The sequence below is a fragment of the Acinetobacter sp. 22301 genome, from assembly GCF_052045285.1.
GTDB classification, from domain to species: Bacteria; Pseudomonadota; Gammaproteobacteria; order Pseudomonadales; family Moraxellaceae; genus Acinetobacter; species Acinetobacter pittii.
On sequence record NZ_JBQEOR010000011.1, the window covers coordinates 1 to 24,256 of the forward strand.

General features: G+C 38.3%; 23 protein-coding genes and 1 pseudogene. 9 read left to right on the forward strand and 15 right to left on the reverse strand.

Going from position 1 to position 24,256, the window contains the following annotated elements:
• Together ACTJJH_RS14870 and ACTJJH_RS14875 are read left to right on the forward strand one after the other, a co-directional pair.
• A pseudogene (locus ACTJJH_RS14870) lies at positions 1–132 on the forward strand (FAD-dependent oxidoreductase); the annotation flags it as partial.
• 172 nt (positions 133–304) lie between these two features.
• Entirely contained in the window at positions 305–649 is a 345-nt protein-coding gene (locus ACTJJH_RS14875; RefSeq protein ID WP_032046581.1) for a hypothetical protein, read from the forward strand.
• A gap of 60 nt (positions 650–709) precedes the next feature.
• Here ACTJJH_RS14875 and ACTJJH_RS14880 read toward each other — a convergent pair whose 3' ends face one another.
• Together ACTJJH_RS14880 and ACTJJH_RS14885 are read right to left on the reverse strand one after the other, a co-directional pair.
• Positions 710–1,321, reverse strand: coding sequence for a glutathione binding-like protein (locus ACTJJH_RS14880; protein ID WP_005303579.1), 612 nt, complete (start codon positions 1,319–1,321; stop codon positions 710–712).
• Between the two features lie 207 nt (positions 1,322–1,528).
• The gene (locus ACTJJH_RS14885; RefSeq protein ID WP_440601354.1) at positions 1,529–3,967 is read right to left on the reverse strand and encodes an ExeM/NucH family extracellular endonuclease; all 2,439 of its coding nucleotides are present in this window, start codon (positions 3,965–3,967) and stop codon (positions 1,529–1,531) included.
• A 145-nt stretch (positions 3,968–4,112) separates the two neighbouring features.
• Here ACTJJH_RS14885 and trmB point away from each other — a divergent pair, with 145 nt between their 5' ends.
• The gene (gene trmB / locus ACTJJH_RS14890; protein ID WP_440601355.1) at positions 4,113–4,829 is read left to right on the forward strand and encodes a tRNA (guanosine(46)-N7)-methyltransferase TrmB; all 717 of its coding nucleotides are present in this window, start codon (positions 4,113–4,115) and stop codon (positions 4,827–4,829) included.
• Between the two features lie 59 nt (positions 4,830–4,888).
• On the opposite strand, the gene ACTJJH_RS14895 is transcribed toward trmB, so the two are convergent.
• Positions 4,889–5,734, reverse strand: coding sequence for an ADP-ribosylglycohydrolase family protein (locus ACTJJH_RS14895; RefSeq protein WP_440601356.1), 846 nt, complete (start codon positions 5,732–5,734; stop codon positions 4,889–4,891).
• A gap of 5 nt (positions 5,735–5,739) precedes the next feature.
• Positions 5,740–6,453, reverse strand: coding sequence for a hypothetical protein (locus tag ACTJJH_RS14900; protein ID WP_206216266.1), 714 nt, complete (start codon positions 6,451–6,453; stop codon positions 5,740–5,742).
• A gap of 383 nt (positions 6,454–6,836) precedes the next feature.
• Here ACTJJH_RS14900 and ACTJJH_RS14905 point away from each other — a divergent pair, with 383 nt between their 5' ends.
• On the forward strand, positions 6,837–7,463 hold the full coding sequence (locus ACTJJH_RS14905; protein WP_440601357.1) for a glutathione S-transferase family protein: 627 nt from the start codon (positions 6,837–6,839) through the stop codon (positions 7,461–7,463).
• Positions 7,464–7,476: 13 nt separating this feature from the next.
• On the opposite strand, the gene ACTJJH_RS14910 is transcribed toward ACTJJH_RS14905, so the two are convergent.
• From ACTJJH_RS14910 to ACTJJH_RS14930, 5 genes are all read right to left on the reverse strand, one after another.
• Positions 7,477–8,256, reverse strand: a complete 780-nt coding sequence (locus ACTJJH_RS14910; RefSeq protein WP_327742231.1) for a Rossmann-like and DUF2520 domain-containing protein — start codon at positions 8,254–8,256, stop codon at positions 7,477–7,479.
• A gap of 93 nt (positions 8,257–8,349) precedes the next feature.
• Complete coding sequence (locus tag ACTJJH_RS14915) at positions 8,350–9,768, reverse strand: OmpA family protein (protein WP_327742232.1); 1,419 nt, start codon at positions 9,766–9,768, stop codon at positions 8,350–8,352.
• Positions 9,769–9,981: 213 nt separating this feature from the next.
• Positions 9,982–11,217 carry a dihydroorotase gene (locus tag ACTJJH_RS14920; RefSeq protein ID WP_064785006.1) on the reverse strand — a complete coding sequence of 412 codons (1,236 nt, stop codon included), beginning with the start codon at positions 11,215–11,217 and terminating at the stop codon, positions 9,982–9,984.
• 12 nt (positions 11,218–11,229) lie between these two features.
• Positions 11,230–12,246: an aspartate carbamoyltransferase catalytic subunit gene (locus ACTJJH_RS14925; protein ID WP_002121555.1), complete on the reverse strand. Its 1,017-nt coding sequence runs from the start codon at positions 12,244–12,246 to the stop codon at positions 11,230–11,232.
• 124 nt (positions 12,247–12,370) lie between these two features.
• Positions 12,371–12,715 (reverse strand): hypothetical protein, encoded by a 345-nt coding sequence (locus ACTJJH_RS14930; protein ID WP_016802795.1) that lies wholly within the window; start codon positions 12,713–12,715, stop codon positions 12,371–12,373.
• 239 nt (positions 12,716–12,954) lie between these two features.
• Between ACTJJH_RS14930 and rlmKL the strand changes: the two genes are divergently transcribed.
• A complete protein-coding gene (rlmKL, locus tag ACTJJH_RS14935; RefSeq protein WP_005076976.1) occupies positions 12,955–15,165 on the forward strand; it encodes a bifunctional 23S rRNA (guanine(2069)-N(7))-methyltransferase RlmK/23S rRNA (guanine(2445)-N(2))-methyltransferase RlmL in 2,211 nt (736 codons plus the stop codon).
• Between the two features lie 18 nt (positions 15,166–15,183).
• Here the strand turns inward: rlmKL and ACTJJH_RS14940 are convergent, their stop codons facing one another.
• On the reverse strand, positions 15,184–15,600 hold the full coding sequence (locus ACTJJH_RS14940) for a hypothetical protein (RefSeq protein ID WP_440601358.1): 417 nt from the start codon (positions 15,598–15,600) through the stop codon (positions 15,184–15,186).
• Between the two features lie 268 nt (positions 15,601–15,868).
• On the opposite strand from ACTJJH_RS14940, the gene ACTJJH_RS14945 reads away from it, so the two are divergent.
• Positions 15,869–16,363 carry a CinA family protein gene (locus ACTJJH_RS14945; protein WP_078220419.1) on the forward strand — a complete coding sequence of 165 codons (495 nt, stop codon included), beginning with the start codon at positions 15,869–15,871 and terminating at the stop codon, positions 16,361–16,363.
• A gap of 50 nt (positions 16,364–16,413) precedes the next feature.
• Here ACTJJH_RS14945 and clpB read toward each other — a convergent pair whose 3' ends face one another.
• A complete protein-coding gene (clpB, locus tag ACTJJH_RS14950) occupies positions 16,414–18,993 on the reverse strand; it encodes an ATP-dependent chaperone ClpB (RefSeq protein ID WP_005070314.1) in 2,580 nt (859 codons plus the stop codon).
• Between the two features lie 300 nt (positions 18,994–19,293).
• On the opposite strand from clpB, the gene ACTJJH_RS14955 reads away from it, so the two are divergent.
• Positions 19,294–20,103: a peptidoglycan DD-metalloendopeptidase family protein gene (locus ACTJJH_RS14955; RefSeq protein WP_391486079.1), complete on the forward strand. Its 810-nt coding sequence runs from the start codon at positions 19,294–19,296 to the stop codon at positions 20,101–20,103.
• Here ACTJJH_RS14955 and ACTJJH_RS14960 read toward each other — a convergent pair.
• The 3 genes from ACTJJH_RS14960 to ACTJJH_RS14970 form a co-directional block, all read right to left on the reverse strand.
• Positions 20,100–20,525 carry a GNAT family N-acetyltransferase gene (locus ACTJJH_RS14960; protein ID WP_086376912.1) on the reverse strand — a complete coding sequence of 142 codons (426 nt, stop codon included), beginning with the start codon at positions 20,523–20,525 and terminating at the stop codon, positions 20,100–20,102. The two genes, ACTJJH_RS14955 and ACTJJH_RS14960, sit on opposite strands and share 4 nt — an antisense overlap.
• A 95-nt stretch (positions 20,526–20,620) precedes the next feature.
• A complete protein-coding gene (locus ACTJJH_RS14965; RefSeq protein ID WP_002121528.1) occupies positions 20,621–21,043 on the reverse strand; it encodes an OsmC family protein in 423 nt (140 codons plus the stop codon).
• Between the two features lie 78 nt (positions 21,044–21,121).
• Positions 21,122–21,241, reverse strand: a complete 120-nt coding sequence (locus tag ACTJJH_RS14970) for a hypothetical protein (RefSeq protein WP_002121587.1) — start codon at positions 21,239–21,241, stop codon at positions 21,122–21,124.
• A 240-nt stretch (positions 21,242–21,481) separates the two neighbouring features.
• On the opposite strand from ACTJJH_RS14970, the gene crp reads away from it, so the two are divergent.
• Both crp and ACTJJH_RS14980 read left to right on the forward strand, forming a co-directional pair.
• Positions 21,482–22,189, forward strand: a complete 708-nt coding sequence (gene crp, locus ACTJJH_RS14975) for a cAMP-activated global transcriptional regulator CRP (protein ID WP_032004029.1) — start codon at positions 21,482–21,484, stop codon at positions 22,187–22,189.
• A gap of 159 nt (positions 22,190–22,348) precedes the next feature.
• Positions 22,349–23,398: an NADP(H)-dependent aldo-keto reductase gene (locus ACTJJH_RS14980; RefSeq protein ID WP_440601359.1), complete on the forward strand. Its 1,050-nt coding sequence runs from the start codon at positions 22,349–22,351 to the stop codon at positions 23,396–23,398.
• Positions 23,399–23,452: 54 nt separating this feature from the next.
• Here ACTJJH_RS14980 and ACTJJH_RS14985 read toward each other — a convergent pair whose 3' ends face one another.
• Positions 23,453–24,232, reverse strand: a complete 780-nt coding sequence (locus ACTJJH_RS14985; RefSeq protein ID WP_002121572.1) for a M48 family metallopeptidase — start codon at positions 24,230–24,232, stop codon at positions 23,453–23,455.
• Between the last annotated feature and the right edge of the window lie 24 nt (positions 24,233–24,256).

Below are 24,256 nucleotides of genomic sequence, written 5' to 3' on the forward strand. Positions count from 1 at the left end.
ACCAATGTACAAGGTGTATTTGCTGCGGGTGACTGTACGACTGTACCTTACAAGCAAATCATTATTGCTACAGGTGAAGGTGCTAAAGCATCACTCTCAGCGTTTGATTACATCATCCGCTCTGGGCAGTAAAATCGGTCAAAATTATTATTATTTATTTCAAGCCTAGCATTACAAAATGCTAGGCTTTTTTAATACTAGAGTTACAACTTTTTAACAATTTTCGATCTTTATTAATCATTTACTTTATGTTTATATTTTAGACATCCATATTTGGATGCCATGAATTAGAAGGAAAAACACAATGAATAAATTACTTGTTGCTTTAGGTCTTGCTGCGACTGTTGCCCTTGTTGGTTGTAATAAAGATAAAGCTCCAGAAACTGGTGCGACTACAGGTGAACACTTAGAAAATGCTGCTCAACAAGCAAGTGCTGATATCAAATCTGCTGGTGATAAAGCTGCTGATGATATTGCAACTGCAACTGATAATGCTGCTGAGAAGATTGATGCTGCAACCGATCACGCTGCTGATGCGACTGCTAAAGCTGCAGCTGAAACAGAAGCTACTGCACGTAAAGCGACTGCTGATACAGCTCAAGCTGTTGAAAATGCAGCTGCTGATGTGAAAAAAGATGCTCAACACTAATCTTCTTTAGTATAAAAAAGCCCCTATTGATTAGGGGCTTTTTTTGGCTTTTAAAATCTTTTATGAAATTAAACCTTCATCACGCATCGCAATTTGTACAGATTGACGTTCTGCAACTTTATTACGTAATGCAATAATGTGTTTATATGGTGTTAAATCGTGCTCAATTGAGTTTGACCAATTTGTTAAAACAAATAGATAAGCATCTGCTGGGCCGAAATTATCATTTACTAAATAATCATAATCAGATTCAGCCAAATAATTATCGATATATTTTAAAAGGCGATCAATTTCTGCATAAGCTTTATTTTTTTCATCAGTCGTTAACGGTGCCCCAAAGAATACTGCATAGGCATCATGTAACTCAGAGTTCAAATACCCCAACCACTCCAATACTTTCGCACGGCCCATCCCTGATGGCGGAATTAAATCCTGCTTAGGATCATGCTGAGCAAGAAACGGTAAAATCGCAACGTTTTCGGTTAACATTAAGCCAGGGTTAATTTCTAAAGCTGGTACATATCCCTTTGGATTAATCTCGTAATAATCTGCGCCTTTTTCTGTTTTATGTGTTTTTAAATTTACTCGTTCTAAATCAAAATCAACATTAATTTCATTTAAAATAATATGTGCAGCTAAAGAACATGCGCCTGGCGAATAATATAATTTCATATCTGATCCTTGTTATCTCATATTAACGTTTTAAATTGCTTCTAGAAAACCTGCAAGGTTTGCACAATTCCTTAATTGTAAAAAAGCGTAAACTTATAAAATACTTACACCATCTAATATTCTTGAAAAAGTTATTCCTTGCAAGTTATCTTGCGTGACGATTGTTTAAAATATGATAAAACACATTTGCGTCACGCAATTTTTCCGTTAATTACGCTTAAACAGCTGACTAAGCCAATTCATTAATTCATTTAAGAAATCAAAGATCCCATTTTTCTTATCATCGTCAGGATGGCTTGAGTCTTTTCCATTTAAATCCAGATCAACAATTACAGGGTCATGGTCCGAAGAACGATAAGCATCTTCACCATAAAACAGTGCCTTTTGCTCATCAGTTTTATATTCTTCGTTGTAGTCTAAAACGGTTGGCTCATCTGCATTGATATGCCATGCAAAGGTTCTCACTACTTTTGGATATAAAGATGCATCCGCAATTGCATGGTCTAAGTTACCTGCTCCACCATTTCCATTGGCATCACTCGCAACACCAAATACATAGCTATATGCCTGAGCACCCTGTCCTACCTTAGCGTCATTCAGCAAAACTTTGTAGTTTGCTTTTTCAAATGACAAAATAGGTTCTTCCTTTGCATAGCTGTTCATGTCCCCTACAAGTAAAGCATTTTGCTTAGGCACTTGAGTTGGATTTTTCGCCAACCACTGCACAATTTGATCTACTGCTTTCACACGAGTCGGGTTCCAACAGCCTTGACCGTCTTTTTGGTCTGCATCAGTAGAGCTAGCATCCACCCCGCTACAGCTTTTCGATTTTAAGTGATTTGGAATAACGGTAAAGGTTTTATTACCACGAACGGCTTGGAAACTTTGCGCCAATGTTGTTCGGTTCTTGTCACCCAAATCAAGCACAACGGGTTTATTCAAAGGTTTAACACGCTTGCTGTTATAAATAATAGCAACCGCAATCGCATCACCACCTAAACGGTCTAAGTTTTCAGGAACAACGTATTTCCAATCACTACCTAAAGCACTGGTTAAATGAGCAATTGCACTGTTCGGACCATAACCATTGTTCGCAATTTCCATTAAACCATACACATCAGCATCAATCGCTTTTAATGCACTCACAATTTTACGATGCTGTTTATCAAACTCAGCTTGTGTCGTTGCACCGCGCTCCGTTGGGAAACCCGTTGCGCCATTGTCATAGTTCAAAACGTTAAATGAAGCTACGCGAATGTGATTAGCATTTTTGGTAATGACACTTTGACGCGGGTTTGTTTGAGTAATTACTTCAGGTTGATTGCGTCCAAGCACTGGTTGCACACGCCAACCATTAAAACGATATTCTAAAATACCTTCAGCATTTTTAAGTTGATAACCTGAACGTAGCGTATTAGCAGCACTAAAATTTGTCGGTAACCACGGAGTACGGTTTTGATTGTTATAGCCGTCATCAAAAATAATTTTCGACAATAAATTCTTCTGAGCAAGAGCTTTAGCTTCAGGAGATAACGCTGGATATAAATTAGTCGGAATATATAAGCGACCTAAGCTTAGAGATAATTCACCATAACGGCCATAATTGTAGTTCTCGCTTACCGTTAAAGTCTGAGGTAATTTAACCAACATACCTTGATAACGCTGCGGAGAATGAGTTGAACCACCTGTTAAGCTAGCAAATGGAAGTTCAAGGCTAATCGGCTGCACCTGATTTGCCATATTGCTATTACAAGTTTGAATATCTTGTTGTAATTGATCTAACTGTAATTGGTTTTGATAAGTTGTTAAACGACCACGCAAAATAACTTCATCGCCAACTTGTCCACCTTTTACAGCGCTGCTATTTGGAATATAAACAAAAATAGCATTGCTAACATTCGCACGTGCTTTCGTATCTGGTGTCTGAACATAGAAGCCAGAAAAACCATTGGCATAACGATAGTCAGCAGTTATCACACCACGCACTGTATAGGTCTGGTTTTGTGCTGCAGTTGATAAATCAGCAATTGGTGTATCGGAGCTTGAACAACTCACCGTTTCAACAGGTGGCTGTGTTATTGAGCCAGACAAATTTGAAAAGTCATTTCGATTTGCCCAAGCCAACCATGAACGGTCCAAATCAAATGTAGCGGTTGCATCAATACTTAAAGCTGGGTTCTCAGTTTCAATACGCTTAAAACTATTTCCCAAGCTTGAAACGGCTGTTCCCCATCCTGATTCCGGTCGCTCACCAATACGCCCAAAACGGTCTACAGGTGTGCCTTTATAAACGAGTACAACGGCATCATCACCATTAAAAGATAATGCAGCGACCTGATTGACCTTACTACCAAGTTCAGCCTGTAACTCAGAACGACCTACTAAAAACTTCTGCTTACTGGTTAACGATCCTTGTAAACGGAAAGTCGCTGTTTTTGCTGTACCGCCATTATTAAATTGTTGAATTTCATAGTCGGCTAAATTAACTGTAGTCCCATCTGGATTATAAATTTCCAAACCTTTGCGGTTACTACTGCCGTCAACATATTGACTAAACATGAGCTGTGCTTGTGCCCAAGGACTATATGTAAAAGCACCAAGTGCCCCTAATAGCACAGAAAGTGTGCGTAATTGAAAAGTTTTCATGAGTAAATATGTTCATTTGAAATTTATATAGATTCTTAGATTAAATATTGAACATGACATCTACATGAAGAAAAACATCGAAACATTTGACTTGACCACATGAAGACTTAAAATACCGCATTTGAATTTCAATATTGCCAAGGTTATGTCGATCGATCAGTTAGAAACGCAAATTGCAGACTTAGACAATTTGCCTGAACACCGTGAAATTGTGACGTTTATGCGTCGTTCAGCACCACTTAATACATCTCAACGCACGGCATTAGAACAACATCGCGATTTAATTTTGGAATATCCTGTTGGTGACTTACGTCAGTACTTCGAACATCCAGAACGTCCTTTAACTGTTGAAATCGGTTTTGGTATGGGTCGTTCATTAGTGCTTATGGCAAAAGCAAACCCTGAACGCAACTATGTGGGTATTGAAGTTCACGTACCTGGTATTGCTCAATGCCTATATGAAGCAGGTATAGCAGAAGTTAAAAACTTACGTGTACTTGATGCAGACGCGATTCAGGTTTTACGTGAAATGCCAGACAACAGCATTAACTGCGTACAACTTTACTTCCCAGACCCTTGGCAAAAGAAACGTCATTTCAAACGTCGTTTTGTTATTCACGAGCGTATGCAATTGGTTGAACAAAAACTTGAGCTTGGTGGTACATTCCACGCAGCAACAGACTGGGAACCGTATGCTGAATGGATGCTTGATATTTTAGATAACCGTCCAGATCTTGAAAACTTGGCGGGTAAAGGCAACAGCTACCCTCGTCCAGAGTGGCGCCCAGTGACTAAGTTTGAACGCCGTGGTATTGAGTCAGGTCATAAAATTAATGACTTTATCTTTAAGAAGATTAAGTAAAGAGTATATTATTTTTACTTAAAAATATGGCATTAAGTTTTGATGACTTAGTGCCATAATTAATTATCTAAATTGCATTTTTTCAGAAACTTACTCTCTAAATCTAATAAAAAAGGTATTCCATATTTATCTTCATTTAAATTATTATAAAGTTGAATAGGTAAATCTTTTTTGTATTCTATAAAACATGTAGCTAAACCAACAGCTATCGCTGCAACGCTATCAGTATCTCCACCTAAATTAATACATGACTTTAGAAGCTCACTTAAACAACTATGTTGCAATAAACATGTTAATGCAGCACTGACCGTATCATATGCATTTAAAGATACTCTATCTTTCCAATTATAATCCCAGTTACCATATTGCTCTGATTTTAGAAACCTCTCTAAATCCTTAATAGAACCTTTTTGGTAAGTTCCAAAATGGGCAGCTAAAGCGACAGCACAGCTGGATTGAATTCCTATGGGTGAATCATGTGTAATTTGTGCTTGTAACTTTGCTAAAGCAACTACATCTTCTTTATTTTTTAGAAAACCAATAGGAACTGAACGCATCGCAGCCCCATTTCTCTCACTTGTTGGTATTATTAGTTCAAGTAACTCTTTGCTAGACTCAACTTTACTTAATAAATTAAAGAAACCTTCTGAATACCCTAATCGCACATCTCTTTTAAAGCATTCTATAAATTTTGAGGCTATATTTTCTTTAGTCCATTCTTGACCTGATAATATAAACTCCACTATCGCAATCGACATCTGTGTGTCATCTGTATACTTGCCTAAGATATCGTATAGCTCATGTTTGCTGTATAATTCTAAATTATTCTGTGAAATAATCTTATCTTGGCTGCAAAATTCAAAACCTGCACCATAAGCATCAGCAATAGCAATTTCAGTCAACATCAGAATTAAGCCTCTTTACAATAAACATAGTGTTTAATTAAATTATCAAAAACCACGGATGCTGGCTCATTTGTTGCGCTTTCTTCAAGTCTTAAAACTTCCAAAAGTGCTGTTCTAAACTCACTGTCATTATCAAGCGATTCAAATAACTCCTGAGGTAAAAAATACTCAGGTGGATAGTAACCTATCTCGCAATTCGTTCTAAAGTTAGTTCTAAATATTTGTCTTAATTTTGAGATTTTTTCTTCAAAAGATAAATCAATAAATTCTTTAAAAAAATTTTCTCTACTTTTCTGAATAACTTTTAAGTTGGACTGAACATTCAAATATTTTTCATATGTGGATTGTTTTGGTAAAGAAGAATATCTTACCTTCAAAGACTTGAATATTTGTTGCTCATTTCTAAAAACAGCACCGAATAAATATTCGGCCATTGTTCCTGTCTCAATACTTACAGTAGTTACCACTGTTAAATCATCAATTGTCTCTATAAATGCTTTTCCATTCTCTTGGTTATATCTTTTAAAGGGATCAATCCTTTCTAAAGTATGCAAATTAAAAAATGTATCACACATTTTCCCACTCCAAATCTCCTTCACAACAATCAAATTCTCCTCATGAATTACAATTAGTTCATCTAAAGACCGGAAGGATTCTGGATAAAACATATCCAAAGATATCTCATCATCCAAATTAGATCCTTCAATTAAAAATGCCATGAACATTTATCCTTAATAATCAATATTATTACTTCATCATTATCTAACAATTTATACTTGTTATTAGTTTTTATCACAAATTCATATTCGATAGAGATTTATTAATATATTGAGAAAAATTTTAATCCACAACCAACAATATCAAATAATTAAGTATTAAATTAAATAAAAAGGCTATGTTATAGAATTTATTCCTAGTCCTTTATTAATCCAAATATTAAGTTATCTAAAATTTTATATGCTAGCTTATTCATTAAAAGAAAGAACTCTCATTCACTCAAAAAAACAAACACTACCGCCCAATTAATGATTGCCAATCGAACCAAATCTAGCTATTTATAGAAACTGGTACTTGCCATACTAAAAATTGCTAAGGACAACACATGTTAAAAATTTTAGGGCGCGATAACTCCATCAATGTTCGCAAAGTCTTATGGCTGTGTGAAGAACTAAATCTTGAATATGAAAGAGAAGATTGGGGTCGCGGCTTTCGCTCTGCTCAATCACCTGAATATTTACAATTAAACCCAAACGGGCAAATACCTGTTGTTTTAGATGGCGATTTAGTGCTTTGGCAGTCCAACAGTATTATCCGTTATTTGGCAAATGCGTATGATAAAGAACATCAGCTTTACCCTATTCAAGCGAAAGAAAGATTCTTTGTTGACCAGTGGATTGATTGGCAAGCAATCGAGCTAAATAACAGCTGGACTTATACAATTATGTCTCTCTTGAGACACTCACCAGATCATCAAGATCCAAACTTATTACAACAAGGTATTGATGACTGGAATCATCATATGCAGATTCTCGATCAGCAACTTGCAAAAACCCAAGCCTATGTTGCTGGTTCACAATTTAGCTTGGCCGATATTCCAATTGGCCTGTCTGTACAACGTTGGAAAGCCACTCCTTTTGACCACCCAACGTTTAAGCATGTTGACCAATATTTTGAACGTTTAAATCAACGTGCGGGTTTCTTAAAATGGGGCAATAACGGCGAACCTTAATTTTGAGCAAGCTTTAGTCCGAGTGATGGCGCTTCACGATGCCATCACTTAAAAGTTGATAGACCTGTTTTAAGTCATCTTGATTTGCTTGAGCTAATAAGTCTTGATGCATTTTCAAAATATTTTGATCACCTCGCATTGCAGGCCCAGTTTGCATTTGCTTTGGATCATTTTCAGTCGCTTTTTTAGCTGTTTCCAAAATTAAAGGATAGAGCAAGTTAAAGTCGACCTGCTCTTTATCTACAACCTGCTTTGCCATATCAAAACAATAGTTACTAAAATTACAGGCAAATACTGCTGCTAAATGCAAAGTTAAACGCTGTTTTGAGGTGTATTGATATACTCTATTACTTAGGCTATTTGCTAAATCTGAAAGTAGTTTTTGATCAATATCTGTTACCGCTTCCACAAATAATGGTGTTGCTGACCAGTCAACGTCTCTTTCAAGGCTAAATGTTTGTAATGGATAAAACACCCCTGCTTTTCCATGTACCTGACTGATGACTTCAATATCAGTACTACCAGAGGTGTGAACCATAAGTGTGTCAGGAAAGAATTCATGAACTTGTTTTACAAGCTCTGCAATAGCACTATCTGAAACCGCTAAAATGATAAGATCGGCCAGTTGAAATTCGCGAAGTGACTGACATGCTTTTGACTGAAATTGCTCTGCAAACTTTTGGGTTTTCTCAAAATCACGCGCATAGACTTGTACGATGTGATGACCTTGGCCCAATAAAGCCTTTGCTAAATGAAAGGCAACTCGCCCACTTCCAACCAAACTGATTCTCATATCAATCCAACACTATTTGTTTCAACAAAAAAGCTTCTCAAAATGAGAAGCTTTTTTCAAATTAAAATAACTAATTTTTCATAAATCAGAATATTATTGAGCTACTGAAAACTCGATACGACGGTTTTTAAAACGTCCTTCTTCTGTCGTGTTCTCTGCAACTGGTTGATCAGAGCCATGGCCTTGTGCAACTAATTTAGACCCGTCTACACCTTTAGATGTTAAATAGTCGACCACAGCTTGAGCACGGCGTTGTGATAAAGCTTTATTTGCTGCTGCATTACCCGTCGAGTCAGTGTGACCACCCACATTTAATTTCACACCACTGACTTTATTTAAAAGTGTTGCAGCTTGATCAAGAATAGCTTTGTTGTCTGCTGGAATATCGCTTGAGCCACTCGCAAAGTTAATGATTTGCAAGTTAAGTGCTTTTACTAATGCATTTACATCGACATTATTCGGATCAATTGAGCCTAGAGCAGTTTGCGAAGCAGTTAAGCTATTGCTTACAGATTGCTCAGCTGTTTCTGGTGCAGTAGAAACAACTTCAGTGTGAGGAACAAGAGCTTTTACTTTTGCGGTTAATGCTGCTAACGCTGCTGCATCACCTGCTTTCAAAGTAATTTTGTCACCTATCCATTCTAAAGATGCATTTGGCACACCTTTTAAGGCACCAAGCACGCCCGCAAGTGCATCTTTATCTGTGAATCCAGCTGCATAAGTTTGACTAGTATCCACGTTACAATCTTGAGTTGATGAGAAAACCTGCTTAACTTGAGTTTGTAGGGTTGCTAAGAATCCTTGATCGCCAATACCTGCCTGACACTGGCTAACAGCACCTTTATCATCTGTGCTTAAGGTTAAACTCGCAGGTGCAGCTGCGGTAGTAGCCTCGGCAGCCGTTGGTTCAGGTGCTGGTACAGCTTCTTTATGCTGGCAAGAACGCCATAACCAAGCAATGATAAGACCCAAAATAATTAAGGCAATAATAGGGAGGAACCCACGAGATTTGCCTGTTTTTTCACTGGCTGCAGCTAATGGTGGGGCTGCTGAAGTTGCATGTGGAACTGAAGATAAACCTGCTCCAAGTCCTAAAGGAGCTAATAGACCTACTGCCCATCCCGGTAAATGCGAACGAATAGTATCTGCATGCTGACGTAAATAATTTACAATACTCTGTTGATCATTTCCGGCAACGTCCGAAATTGCATTAAGACTAGGTTTAATTGCACTGTTGAGTGTGCTTTCGATTTCATTATTTGGTGCTGTACCACTTAAATGAGTCAGTACAGTATTCTTGATTTGGTCATTATGAGAAAAAAGGTCTGATAACGAAGGAGCCAAACTGTTTTTTAATTGTCCAATAAGATCAGGTTTAGCAGCTAATAATGAAAGTAAAATTGGATAAAACTTAGATAAAGCATTCGATTTTTCGCCTAGGTATCCATCCTGATTATCTAATATTGTTGATGATACTTTTTCTTTAAGCAGTTCTATAGGGTTTATCGACATTGGTTATTCTCCCGAATTTTATACGTCGTAACCAGCAACTTTTGATTATTCAAATACTTCTCTTTGCTGATAGTTTTTTATTCTAATGTGCGCTCAATCTTTTGTTGTTTTTTAAATAATTTATATACAAATTTCCATCTAGTCTTTACAAAACAGGCAGATCTTATTGATCTACCTGTTTATATTTTAAATTTACTTTAAATAACCGTTTTATCAGTTAGCAAAAGTTTGAAGTACTTTACCGGTAAGGTTTTGACCCAGCAATGGAGTATTTTTCCCTTGTGATAAAATTGTGTCTTTGCTTACTGTCCAGTTTAATTCAGGATCTACTAATACCCATCCTGCCTCATCTTCCCAACGCGTAGTCATATTGGCAACCTGCGCAGGTACGCTAGTCACTTTTTCAACCCACTCTAAAGGTTCAAATAAACCTTCATTAATGAGCTGAATGCCTAAAGATACATAAGTATCAAAAGCAGTAATGCCCGGTTGAGTTTCAGCAAATGGTGCCATTTTTGCTGAACTGCTTAAAGGCTCATGATGCGTACAAATTGCATCAATCACGCCTTCTTTTAAGCCTTGACGTAAAAGTTCTTTATCTTGCTCAGAACGTAATGGTGGACGAACATGCGCAAGTGAATTAAAACCATCAGTTAAGTGTTCAGTTAAATGCAACTGATGCATTGCTACATCGGCAGTCACAGGTAAACCTTTTGCTTTTGCTGCGCGGATTAATTCAACCGATGCACCGCAAGATAACAAACCAAAGTGAGCTTTTACGCCAGTTGCTTCAATCATAAGCAGATACTTTGCAATTGCTACAGTTTCAGCAATTGCAGGAATCATCGGCAAACCTTGGCGAGAAGCAATAAAGCCTTCGTGTGCACATCCATCTTTAGCAATCTGCGGCTCTTCAGCATAAAATACGACTGTTAAACCAAGACCCGCTGCATATTCCAAGGTACGAATAACTACATCATCATTTTCAAAAGCAGCATTCGCGTTAGAAACAGCAGTACAACCACCTTTTTTCAAGCCCGCCATGTTTGCTGGTTGCTTACCATTTAAACCTTGGGTTTGAGCACCAATGATATGCATGTGAATGCCCCCATCATGCCATGCCTTTTCAATCAAGCCATGAATGAGAGCACCGTTGTCTTGTACAATCGGCTTTGAATCAGGTGGTGTAATAACATGCAAAATACCATTGGCACGTGCTGCCTTACCTTCCGATTTCAATGTCCCATGTTGCTGTTGACCCGGTTCACGCAAACGCGCGCATAAATCAACCATGGTTGGCATTAACCATTTACCTTGGCCATCAATGGTTTGTTCAGCTTGCGCTACTGGAGCAACCAATTTGCCATTTTCAATATATACAGTTTGTACGCTGTCTGTTTTCTGGATTGGGTCTAACACACGTACATTTTCAATTTTTACAATACTCATGTGATCCATTCCTTACAACGTAATCGCTTCAATTAAACCTTGCTCTTGGAGTTGGCCTTGCATTGATAACGCCAATACGGCCATACGAACTGCAATACCATTGGTTACTTGTTTCAAAATAACCGACTGATCTCCATCAGCAACACTTGAATCAATTTCTACACCACGGTTCATTGGTCCAGGATGCATCACAATGCAATCTGGTTTAGCTAAACCAAGACGTTCTTTGTTTAAACCATACATTCTGTAAAATTCAGACTGTGAAGATAACGCTGGAGAGTCAATACGTTCGTTTTGAATACGTAAGGCAATAATCACATCACAATCGGTAATACCTTCATCCATCTTGTTAAACAAACGAACGTGCTCGCCATATTCCGAAAAGCCCACTGGCAATAATGTATTCGGTGCAATCACACGAATGTCTTTACAACCTAGAGTTTGTAATGCAGCTACATCCGAACGTGCTACACGAGAGTGTTTAATATCCCCGATAATAGCAACGCTTAAATCTTCAAATGGTTTTTTAGTTTCACGGCGAATGGTGAGCATATCAAGCATCGCTTGCGTCGGATGAGCATGACGTCCATCCCCTGCATTAATAATCGCGACCTTTGGACATACATCTTTAGCAATGAAATGTGCAGCACCCGAAGATGAATGGCGAACAACAAAGATATCCGCTGCCATTGCTTCAAGGTTCCAGAGCGTATCGCGCAGAGTTTCACCTTTTGAAGTACTTGAACGTGCAATATCAATGTTCAGTACATTGGCAGACAAACGTTTTGCTGCTGCTTCAAAAGTAGTACGGGTACGTGTGGAGTTTTCAAAGAAGAGATTCATAACCGTCAATCCCTCTAAGAGCGGACGGTTAATTAAATTATTATTATCGTCTAAAAAGCTTTGTGCGGTATCTAAAATCTTGGTGAGGTTTTCTTTTGAAAGTCCCTCAATCGTTAAAAAATGTTTTAAATTTCCGTCTTGATTGAGCTGAACCTGGCTCGGTTGATGCAACGCTGCAATATGCATAATGGATTCCTATGGGTCGAATCGCGAAAACGTGCATAGTGTAGCTGAATTCCGCTCTTTTCGCAGAAGAACTTTACAGAATAAGGCCCTAAATTGACCAGAAAATTTAGAACCTTATTGGCAATTACCTTAATGCACCAATGTAATGGTGCGGAACTTGTGCCCGATAAATATCCTCGGCAGTAATTTCCGACTCTTCATCGACTTTAACAACAGCAATTTTTTCTTTTTGAGAAAGCTCAGGTATTGTCTCAACCAACGATTTCAATCGCTCAACACATCGTTTTAATTCGTCATCCTCTGTTTCTAGTGCCAGCGCAATGACATATTTTGCATAATCTTTATTTTGGACAACGTACATTGCATCAATTACTCGCCCCGTCACCCTACGCATACGTACATATATTTGTGTCGCTACTGAGAAAGCATCCGCATTAGCAATAAAACCATTCCCCATCATGTCTTTCATTTATAATTACCCCATCAATTTAAAATAATAAAATGGTTAAAAACTGGCTATGTTTGTTAATTAAATAACCATTGATAGGATTGAGTTAGCAAAATACATACCACTTTAATTGTTTTAATCTTTAAAAATCAGTTTATTGGTTGGATTATGATAGGTTGCAATAATTTAAAAACCTTTACACATCAAAATAAGTTAAACTTTGCATCGTTAATATTTATATGTTTTGGTCAATCGAGTTTATGAATACCTCTTTACGTTTAAACCACTATTGGATTACTTGTGCTGATGGTTTAGAAGCCCTCTTACAAGAAGAAATAGAACAGCTTGGCACCAAAGTGACAGAACGTAAAGCAGGACGTTTAATCATTGAAGGAACGCTTGAACATGCTTACCGCATCTGTATGTGGTCGCGTCTTGCTTCTCGTGTTTTACTTCCGATTCATACTTATGAACTTGAACATACACACGATGCACGTGATGTAGCAGAAGAGCTTTATGAAGGTGCGATTAGTTTTGACTGGTCACTTATTTTTGCACCACAAAGTACCTTCGCTATTCGCTTACATGCAGAACGTGAAATTAAGGTTAACACTCAATTTGCAACGCTTAGAGCAAAAGATGGTGTTGTAGATTCCTTTATGGAAGCTGTAGGTCGTCGTCCGAGCATTGATACTAAACAACCAGAAATTACGTTGTATGTTTTAGCAGGTAAAACTGAGCATACATATTGCCTAGATTTATCAGGTGATTCATTACATAAACGTGGTTACCGTCGTTATATGACGGATGCGCCAATTAAAGAAAACCTTGCTGCGGCAATTTTACAAAAAGCTCAGCTTCAACAACGTAAGCCAGAGATTGTGCTCGACCCGATGTGCGGTTCAGGTACATTTATTATTGAAGCATTAATGATTTTGACTGACCGTGCACCAGGCCTTGTTCGCCGTTTTGGTTTTAATGGTTGGCATGGTCATGACCGTGAACTTTGGCTTTCGCTTAAAGCTGAAGCAGCAGAACGTCACGAAAAGGCGCTTGAATTACCTTTACCTAAATTTTATGCCTACGATGCAGACTGGGAAGCTGTAAAAGCCACCCGTGAAAATATTATTGCGGCAGGCTTTGAAAAACAGTTAGGCCAAATTCAAATTGAAGAACGTACTTTAGCGGACTGGCCTGATTTTTCAGCTGAAGGCAAAACTGCATTTATTGTGACTAACCCTCCATATGGTGAACGTTTAGGTGATAAAGCATCTAACCGCTCTCTTTACTTAGGTCTATCTGCACTTCTACAAAAACATTTTCCGAATCAATATGCAGCAATTATTGCAGCTCAAATTGAACAAGCCGATGTTTTAGCGTTTGAAGCACCTGAAACTTTACGTTTAATGAATGGTAAGTTACCAATTTACATTCGTTTTGGTTCAATTAAGCCAGAAAAAGTAACTCAGCCATTCTTAGCAACTTGGCAAGCTCAACCTATTGAAATGGAAGAAGCTCAAGATTTTGCTAATCGTTTGCAAAAAAATATGACTGCCTTGAAAAAATGGGCAACGAAAGAAAATGTTTATTGCTTACGTTTGTATGATGCAGACTTACCTGACTTTAATGTCGCTGTAGATTTATATGGCGATCGCTTACATGTGCAGGAATATGCACCACCAAAAACAATCGATCCTGAAAAAGCAAAAAAACGTTTTAACTTAGCACTCGCTGCAATTCGCGCTGTTACCGGTCTAAACCGCGATGCCATATTTATTAAGACACGTGCGCGCCAAACTGGTACAAATCAATATACGAAACAAAGCACAGCTTCAAAACGTTTTATCGTTCAGGAAGGTAAAGCTAAAATATTAGTTAACCTGACAGATTACCTAGATACAGGTTTATTTCTTGACCACCGTCAAATGCGTTTACGTATTGCTCAAGAAGCTCGTGGTAAGCACTTCTTGAACTTATATAGTTATACTTCTACAGCAAGCTTACATGCTGCTTTAGGCGGTGCTGCAAGTACGACAAGTGTAGACTTATCTAATACCTACTTAAGCTGGTCAAAAGAAAACTTCGTTTTAAATGGCCTGACTGTAGATCACGCAGATGAACAGCACATGTTCTTTGCGAGTGACTGTTTTGAGTGGTTAAAAGAAGGTCACGAACAATATGACCTTATTTTTATCGATCCACCGACATTCTCAAACTCTAAAAAGTTCTACGGTACTTTCGACGTCCAACGTGACCATGTTTCACTCATTAAACGTGCAATGAATCGTTTAAACAGTGAAGGAACGCTTTATTTCTCAAACAACTATCGTGGTTTTGAGATGGACGAAGAGATCGAAGCTATTTTTCAGGTTGAAGAAATCACTTCTGAAACTATTGGCCCTGATTTTAAACGTAATCAAAAAATCCACCGTGCATGGAAAATCCAGCATCCTGGCCTAGATCAATATTAATAAGACTAGAGGTTATTATTACTTCACGGTAATAATAACCTCGCCATGAACATTTTTTGATTCAAAATCATATTTGGTAAATCGGTCTGCTCTTTCCGGTAATGCCATCATTTCTAGTTTCTTCTTTTCCCTACTATCGATAACATGATTTTGTTTTTGTTCTTGATAAGGTGAAAGTACACTTGTTCTAAGTGCATCCCATCGAACTTGTTGTAAATAATTATCCCCTAACACCTGACGTGCTTGTTGTTGTTCTATCATTGGTTTCTTAGCATCGTCTTGAGCTTTCGCAATAATCACAGGTAAAGCTGCATTTACTGCCCCTGTTTGTGTTGCTAAGGCCCCTTCACTTAGAGGCTGTGCAGCCCATACATTGATGGGTATTAGCGAAATAAAACCTAAAATACACAGCGCAGGTCCTTGTTTATTGTTCATTGCATTTATCCTAAATTGTTATTGTTCGTTATATCGAACAAAATTAACAATTTTTTAAACATGTCGCAATGTTATAAATAGACTTCCCGACAATTAACATTGATCATTTTAAAACCTGAACTATTACACAAGCATTTAGTGAATATTCAAGTTGTTTTATAGATTTTTATCTCAGACTTGTACGACACTGCTAAATCACTTACTGTAATTTTATAATTTATCTGTAAATTGATTTTATTTATAAATAAACACCATTCGAGGTGAAATAATGCTTCAGCAGTGCTGCCAACTATTAGAAGATCGCCAGCTCAAAATTGCTTTTATTGAGAGTGCGAGTTCGGGTTATTTAACAAGTCAGTTTTCTATTCATAAAAATAGTGGTGCAGATATTTTACTAGGTGGCTTAGTTAGCTACGACCCAAGCATTAAAATTAGTATTTTAAATATCGATCCAAAGTTAATAGAGACTTACACAGCAGAGTCACCGCAAGTCACAGAGGAAATGTGTAGGCTGGGTCAAAGCTTATTTCAACAAGCTGATATTATTGTCAGTTGTACTGGGCTATTAAAATCTGGCGGAAGTGAAACCCCAGAAAAACCTGTGGGCACCTTTTTTATTTGCATTTCTTACCAACAGCATATTTATCATTATCGTTATTTTTTATCTGGTCACTCAGAACAAAAGTTAAAGACATTAACTCAGAAAGTTTCAGATGCCATAATTGCTTTACTCACATCAACCTTAAAAACTGATTCAACATAAAAAAAGAGAATATGTTTCCATATTCTCTTTTCGGTTTTAGCAGAAAAAGCTTAGCTGAGTTTCATTTTATCGAAGACTAAATGCCCATTTTCGCCTTTAACTAGAATAGTATCACCTGCGACAAAATCACCCGACAAGATTTTTTGTGCTAATGTGTTTTCAATCTGTTGTTGAATCGCACGTTTCAATGGACGCGCGCCATAGACAGGATCGAAACCAGCATCAATCAATAAATCAAAAGCGGTATCATCTACAGTTAGACTCATGTCACGATCAACAAGACGCGAACGTAATCGATCCAACTGAATATCGGCAATACCACGAATTTGTGCTTTTTTGAGTGAATGGAAAATCACAAGCTCATCAATCCGGTTAATAAATTCCGGACGGAAATGCTGACTTACCGCATTCATTACAATGGTACGCACTTCATCATCAGTTGCACCCTCACCTAGCTCACGTACATCTTGTGAACCCAAGTTCGAAGTCATCACAATTACCGTATTTTTAAAGTCCACTACTCGACCTTGTGAATCGGTTAAGCGGCCATCGTCCAATACCTGGAGCAAGATATTGAATACATCTGGATGTGCTTTTTCAACCTCATCAAACAACACCACGCTATATGGCTTACGGCGAACAGCTTCGGTTAAAACACCGCCTTCTTCATAACCGACATATCCTGGAGGTGCACCAACCAAACGGCTAACAGAGTGTTTTTCCATGAATTCACTCATGTCGATACGAATCATGGCATCATCACTGTCAAACAAGAAGTTAGCAAGTGCTTTAGTCAACTCAGTTTTACCAACACCTGTTGGACCCAAGAACAAGAATGATCCACTAGGTCGATTCGGGTCAGACAAACCGGCACGTGAACGGCGTACTGCATTCGACACTGCAACAACTGCTTCATCTTGCCCTACAACACGGTCATGTAAAAACTCTTCCATATTAAGGAGTTTTTCACGCTCGCCTTGCATCATTTTAGCAACCGGGATACCTGTCGCAGCACTAACAACTTCGGCAATTTCATTTTCAGTTACTTTAGTACGAATGAGTTTTGGCTCTTCGTTCTCTTCTGCAACTTCATCTTGCTCCAGTTGTTTTTGCAACTCTGGAATTACGCCATACTGTAAACGTGCTGCCTCAGCCAAATCACCTTCACGCTGAGCTTTCTCAAAAGCAATACGTGCTTTATCAAGTTCCACCTGAGCCTGTTTAGTACCTTCTACCAAAGTTTTTTCAGACTTCCAGATTTCTTCAAGATCGTTGTATTCTTTCTCGACTTCAGCAATCTGTTTTTCAAGATGAGTGACTTCAGCTTTACTGCCGACATCTTCATCTTTTTTCACAGCTTCCAATTGCATTTTCAATTGGATTAAACGGCGATCGAGCTTATCAAGTGCTTCAGGTTTAGAGTCAATCTCCATTTTAATACGAGAAGCTGCCTCATCAATCAAATCAATTGCCTTGTCTGGTAATTGACGATCAGTGATGTAACGATGAGACATTTTCGCCGCAGCAATAATCGCAGAGTCTAAAATTTGCACACCATGGTGAGTGGCATATTTTTCTTTGAGTCCACGTAAAATTGCAATCGTATCTTCAACACTTGGCTCATCAACTAGCACTTTCTGGAAACGACGCTCTAAAGCTGCATCTTTTTCAATATATTGACGATATTCATCTAAGGTCGTCGCACCCACACAGCGCAATTCACCACGAGCCAACGCAGGTTTTAACATATTACCTGCATCCATTGCGCCATCACCTTTACCTGCACCTACGAGTGTATGTAACTCATCAATAAACAGGATGATTTCGCCTTCGTGTTTTGCCAAGTCTTTTAAAACAGCTTTTAAACGTTCTTCAAACTCACCACGATATTTAGCACCAGCCAGTAATGAACCTAAGTCGAGGGATAAAACACGTTTATTTTTTAATCCCTCTGGCACTTCACCATTCACAATACGCTGTGCCAAACCTTCAACAATAGCGGTTTTACCTACACCCGGCTCACCAATAAGAACAGGGTTGTTTTTGGTACGACGCGATAAAACCTGAATAGTACGGCGAATTTCATCGTCACGCCCAATGACAGGATCAAGTTTTCCAGATAAAGCACGCTCTGTTAAATCAATCGTATATTTATTAAGTGAGTCACGTTGGTCTTCGTGATTATTACTCATGACTTTGTCATTACCTCGAATATGTTCAATTACTTTGCGTAAGCTGTCGGGAGTTACACCTACCGCACTTAAAATATTTTTAGTTTCGCCTGTCTCTGCCAAACCTAATAAAACCCAGTCAGTTGATAAAAATTCATCACCTGCCTTTTGCGCATATCTGTCTGCCAAATTAAGCGCTTTAACGGCTTCTGGGTTTAAGTTAACATCACCCGTTGGGTTGGCAATTGTCGGCGCATCTTTTATAGCCTGTTCAAGTTTTTGTTTAAGTTCAGGTAACCGTGCACCTGCTTGTTGCAACAAACTAATATTTGATGGCTCTTCTAACAAGGTAGACAAAATATGAATACCTGCGATAGCGGTATGGTCTTTACCCATCGCTAAAGATTGAGCATCTGAGAGGGCTTGCTGCAAGCGGTTTGTAAATTTCTCAAAACGCATTCTTGTTATTCCTCACAACAAATTTGTACTTGTCTAATAGATGGGAACACTTCTTCGAATTTCAAATAAATTTTTATATATTTTTCATAATGTTATAAAAATAACAGTGAGTAAAACTCCATTATAATATGGGATTGTTTTGTATATATTTCAAGTACAGTTCAGCTACATTTTATTAAAATGCTTGAATATTTAGATTCATGCTTATTCTTACTACGCTTTTCACAAAGTCTTCATTGAGAATTTAGTAATTAAGCTTTAGTTTATCTTGCTAGTTTCCTACTCGTTTTGAAATGAAAAATGCACTTTAAACATATTATATTAACAACAACTTGTCTTTTTACTTCGGCACTGGCAATCGCTCAGCTCCCCCAAGACTCTAGACGACCTGGTGGAATTGCAGTTGTTCCTCTAACTACTGATATTACTCAGGTCACTTTTCAACAAAAGCCTGTTTTAATTAGCCAAGAAGGTCAGCAGCGTTATGCCGTGCTTGGCATTCCATTATCTACTCCAATCGGCAGTATTCAACTCGACACAAATAAAACCCCGATTCAAATAGAAGTTAAGTCTTATCCTTACGCAGAACAACGGATTAAAGTCACGAACCAAGATTATGTGAACCCTAACCAAAGTCAATTAGACCGCTACGCTCAAGAAGCAAAAGAACAAAATGATGTGTATACCTCATTTACACAGAGCTCATGGCAAACCCTACCTACATTTATACGCCCGACTTCAGGGAAATTTAGCAACTCTTTTGGAAGAAAACGCTTCTTTAACGGCGAGGAACGCGCGCCTCACTCAGGTCTAGATATTCCTGCGCCAGTAGGACAAAAAGTTGTTGCTCCCGCAGATGGTGTGGTTATCCAAACTGGATCTTATTTTTTTAATGGACAAACTGTATTGATTGATCATGGCCAAGGCTTAGTCAGCATGTTCTGCCATTTAAGCGCAATTAAAGTAGAGAAAGGCCAACATATCCGCCAAGGAGAAACACTAGGTTTAGTAGGCAAAACAGGACGCGTGACAGGCCCTCATCTGCATTGGGGCATGAGCCTTAATAATGCTCGGGTAGATCCTCAACTTTTTCTAAATACAGCTCGTTAATTTAAAGCTTTACGAAAATACTTTGGCGCTTCGATATAGCCTTCTCTTAGGTAAAATTGATGTGCCAAAGGTCTTTGCATTCCAGAATGAAGTTCCATTCTGTCACAACCACGTTGTCTTGCTAACCTTTCTGCTTCTTGGACCAGTAAATGCCCTACACCTTTGCTACGCATATTCTCATCAACACACAGATAGCATATTTTGGCAAAGTCACCTTGCAAAGCTATTTGCGGAATAAAGTAGAGAGATAAAAAACCATAAATTTTACCCCTCTCTTCAGCAACTAAAATTTGTGAGTTAGCGTCATTATGGAGTATTTCAAATTTTTCTTGAATAAGAGCAAGAGGCTGTGGGTATCCCATCTGTTTAAGTAGATCACATATGGCTTGAGTATCTTCTGATTTAGCAGAACGAATATTCACTTTCATTCTTCCTTTTATTTTTTAGTTATTTTTGACAATAAAAAAAGCCAACTCTCATGTCAGCTTTTTTTAATTTCTAGTTATCAAAAAATGCCTTATTCCGCTTCAATAATTTCGAAGTCATGTGTAATTTCAACACCACCATCGGAAAGCATTTTACTCGCTGAACAATATTTCTCGGCAGACAATTCAACTGCTTTTGCAACCTGCTTTTCTTTCACAGCCTTACCAGTTACCACAAAATGTAAGTGGATTTTAGTAAACACAGCCGGAATTGCGTCAGCGCGCTCAGCTTTTAAATTACATACAACATTCGTCACATCTTGGCGAGATTTCTTTAAAATGGTCACAATATCAAACGAAGCACACCCACCAAGTCCCATTAATATCAATTCCATAGGACGTGGACCACGGTTTTCACCACCATACTCAGGTGAGCCGTCCATGATGACACTATGCCCACTATCCGATTTCGCTTCAAAAGCAACATTCTCTAGCCAATGTACACTTGTTTGCATTGCAACTACCCAAAAAAAATTATAAATTTAAGCAGGGTCTGTTGACATTTCATCTATGGATTGCGTTATAGCTAAAAATTAATCCAAATAAGACGCAAAACCCAGACAATGGCAATCCTTTGTCCAGTTTTGTAATAAAGTTTGTGAAATTTCAGCCATAATCTGAGTTGCAATTAAAGCAGCGCAGGCATAGCGCAAGACCAAGTTATTTTGTACGTTCCGTTGTTAAGATCTATTTATTTAGAATGGCTAAATTTCATAGTTCTTATTTGGTACGTCTAAAAGAATTGTCTTATGTTGCAACCATCTGTGAAATGTCAACAGGCCCTTGTTTTGTACACTAACATAAAATGAGTTGATAAGGAATTTCATCTCTTCTGTGTAATAGCTCATCTCGAGCTTGTGTGAATTGTTTACCCTATTCGGAACATATTAAGCATGACTTCAAATTTTTCACAACTCAGCACAGATGCTTTATCTCCGGGGCAACTACCTGAATCCGTTAAAGCATTGTTAAAACGTGCTCACATCAACAGATATCCAAAACGAACCACAATTGTTGATGCCGGAACAGAGTCAAAATCTTTATATTTAATTTTAAAAGGCTCAGTTTCAATTATTTTGCGTGAAGATGATGAACGTGAAATTGTTGTTGCGTATTTAAATCCGGGCGATTTCTTTGGGGAAATGGGGCTTTTCGAACCGAACCCTCAACGTACAGCCGAAGTTCGAACTCGTGATGTCTGTGAAATTGCAGAGATCTCTTATGACAACTTCCACGAACTTAGCAAACAATACCCAGACTTAAGCTATGCTGTTTTTGCACAATTAGTTCGCCGTCTAAAAAATACGACTCGTAAAATGACAGATCTTGCGTTCATTGATGTGTCTGGCCGTATTGCACGTTGTTTAATCGATCTATCTTCTCAACCAGAAGCAATGATTTTGCCAAACGGTCGTCAAATTCGCATTACTCGTCAAGAAATTGGCCGTATTGTTGGATGTTCGCGTGAGATGGTTGGCCGTGTACTCAAAACCTTAGAAGATCAAGGTATGATCCAAACTGATGGTAAAGCCATTCTTATTTTTGATGCATCATTAGAAGAAAACACTGTTTCTGATGAAGACTACGACGATGAAGAATAATATTCATTAAATTTTTAATAAAAAGCAAACTTCGGTTTGCTTTTTTTATATGCAACAATGAGTTAATACACAAAACTTACAAACTATTCTAATTTTATGATTTAAGTTGAATACATATTCTCCGTTAGGCTAACTCAAAATTTCCAAGGATTCCGCTGTATGCAATTTAACCCACTTAGTCGCACAGGCCTTAAACTTCCAGAAATTTGTTTAGGCACCATGACATTTGGTGAGCAAAACTCCCAACAAGAAGCTTTTGAACAACTCAATTACGCCTTGGCCCATGGTTTATATTTTTGGGATACGGCAGAGATGTATTCCGTTCCACCAAAACCTGAAACTTATGGCGCAACTGAAACAATTATTGGCAATTGGTTTGCCCAAAATGGACAACGTGACAAAGTCTTTCTCGCATCTAAAATTGCAGGTCCGGGCTTTGGAGGAACACACATCCGAGAAGGCAATACACGCTTTAATAATGACCATATTGCCAAAGCTCTAGATGGATCACTTAAACGCCTCCAAACGGACTATATCGACCTTTATCAACTGCATTGGCCTGAACGTCACACCAACTTTTTTGGTACGCTCGCTTATGGCAATCAGCAAGCTGAAAATGATTACGACACAACACCTCTAGAAGAAACATTACTCGCCCTACAAGAAGAGATTAATCGCGGACGCATTCGCTATATTGGTTTATCAAATGAAACCCCGTGGGGCACCATGAAATTTTTACATTTGGCCGAAAAGCTAGGTGTCAGTAAATTTGTAAGTGTTCAAAACCCTTATAGTCTTCTTAACCGTACTTATGAAATAGGTATGTCAGAGATTGCTAAATATGAGGATGTCGGCTTGCTCGCCTACTCTCCTCTGGCTTTTGGTTACCTAACTGGCAAGTTTAGAAATGGTGCACGTCCCGCTAATGCTCGTGTGACACTATTCCCTCGCTTTAGCCGCTACAGCAACCCTCAAAGTGAGTGGGCAACTGAACAATATGCGCAGCTAGCAGAAAAGCATGGACTAAGCTTAACTCAGATGGCCTTAGCTTTTATTAAACAACAGTTCTTTGTGACCAGCACAATTATTGGTGCCACTAATTTAGATCAACTCAAAGAAAATATTCAGGCATTTGAGATTGAATTACCAAGTGAAGTTCTAAAAGGTATTGAGGCCATTCATACTCAACAGCCCAACCCTGCTCCTTAAATAAAAAACGGATGCTTAAGCATCCGTTTTCTTTATCTATATAAAATTTACATCTTATTTACGGCTATTATAAACTGCCATTGCCGCAGGTAAGTTTTTACGCATATCACCAATACGTTGTGAGTTAGATGGGTGAGTAGACAAGAATGATGAACCACCGCCACCTTCAAGCTTATTCATTTTTTCCCAAAGTGTAATCGCTGCATTTGGATTATAGCCTGCGCGCGCCATCAACATTAAACCACCTTGGTCAGCACGACTTTCCAAGCTACGAGAATATGGTAAGCCCACACCCACTTGTGTACCTAACTGAGCGGCAGCAGTACCAAGCTGGCCTACATTATTACCCGCATAGCTTAAACCGATGCCTAAAGCTAAATCAGTTAAAGCTTGTGCACCGATTTTGCTTTTTGCATGCTCTTCTAAAGCATGTGTCATTTCATGTCCCATAACAGCTGCAATTTCAGCATCTGTCAGGTTCAATTTATTCACAATACCTGTATAGAACACTACCTTGCCACCAGGTGCAACGTAAGCATTAATCGTATCTGATTTCAACACCGCTAACTGCCAGCTAAATGGTTGACCAGTCTGATTCATCTGGTTGGCATATGGTTTTAAACGGTTGAATACAGCATTAATACGGTTATATGTACTAGAGCTTGTATCGAGAGCACCCTTACCACGTGCTTCCTGCACCATCTTATTAAAACCTTGAGCAGATTGAGCATTTAAGGTTGCAGTATCTGCACCAGCCATGTCCGCTACTGTTGCACAGCCAGAAATGGTCATCACACTTGCTGCACACAAGCTTAAAAAGAGTTTTTTATTCATAACACGGATCACCTAAATCGATAA